The sequence below is a fragment of the Phytoactinopolyspora endophytica genome, assembly GCF_004138495.1.
Lineage (GTDB): Bacteria > Actinomycetota > Actinomycetes > Jiangellales > Jiangellaceae > Phytoactinopolyspora > Phytoactinopolyspora endophytica.
Map to the genome: position 1 here is coordinate 221,477 of NZ_ML142860.1, position 1,094 is coordinate 222,570.

The following is a 1,094-nucleotide window of genomic DNA, read 5'->3' on the forward strand; positions in this document are numbered from 1 at the left end:
GTTGATCAATGTCCAGGCGGGTGCCGCGCTGCATCGGATGGAGAAGGATCCGGCACGGGCGGGGGAGGCGCTGACGACGATCAAGGAGAGCAGCCAGGAGGCTCTGCAAGAATTGCGCACCACGCTGGGGGTGCTACGGCAGGTGGACGAGGAGGCTCCGACGGCTCCGGCGCCGGGTCTGTCCAGGGTGCGGGAGCTGGTGAGCCGCTCGGAGACATCGGATCTGACGGTCCGGGCGGAGATCGGCTCGGAGCCGAGCGTGCCGTTGTCGCCTGCCGTGGACCTGGCCGCCTACCGGATCGTGCAGGAGGCGCTGACCAATGTGGCACGGCATTCGGGCGCGACGTCGGCTATGGTTCGGATCCGGTACTCCGACGACGACGTCGTCCTGGAGATCGAGGACGACGGGCATGGTGGGGCGGAGACGATGGCGCAGGGCAGCGGCATTCTGGGCATGAAGGAGCGGGCGGCTTCCGTCGGCGGAGAGCTGCACGCCGCGCCGGCTCCCGGCGGCGGGTTCGAAGTTCGTGCACGGCTGCCACTGAGGGAGACACGATGATCCGGGTGCTGCTCGCGGACGATCAACGGTTGGTCCGGGCCGGTTTCGGGTCGATCCTCGAGGGCGAGGACGACATCACCGTGGTCGGGGAGGCCTCCGATGGTGCCGGGGCCGTACGGCTCACCCGGGAGCTGCGGCCCGACGTCGTCCTGATGGACATCCGGATGCCGGACGTCGACGGCTTGGAGGCGACCAAACAGATCGTCGCCTCGGAGGAGCTCGCGGAGGTGAAGGTCGTTATCCTGACCACCTTCGACCTCGACGACTACGTATACGGCGCACTGCGGGCCGGCGCCAGCGGATTCATGGTGAAGGACACTGAGCCGTTGGAGCTGATCCACGCGGTGCGCGTGGTCGCACGAGGGGATGCGCTGATCGCACCGTCGGTGACGCGGCGCCTGATCTCCGAGATCGCGGGGCGCAGAGAGGCGCCGGTGGCGGATCCACGGCTGAACGACCTGACCGAACGTGAACGCGAAGTGATGGTCCTGGTGGCCAGCGGACTGTCGAACGACGAGGTCGCCGAACAGCTGGT

Annotated in this window: 2 protein-coding genes; both read left to right on the forward strand. The window is 68.1% G+C overall.

Translation table 11 applies throughout. The features are described from left to right. Window positions 1–559: sensor histidine kinase (locus ELR45_RS38730; RefSeq protein ID WP_240760035.1), on the forward strand; the 559-nt coding region annotated here is incomplete at its 5' end. After that, window positions 556–1,094: response regulator transcription factor (locus ELR45_RS22230; protein ID WP_240760037.1), on the forward strand; the 539-nt coding region annotated here is incomplete at its 3' end. The genes ELR45_RS38730 and ELR45_RS22230, both read left to right, overlap by 4 nt.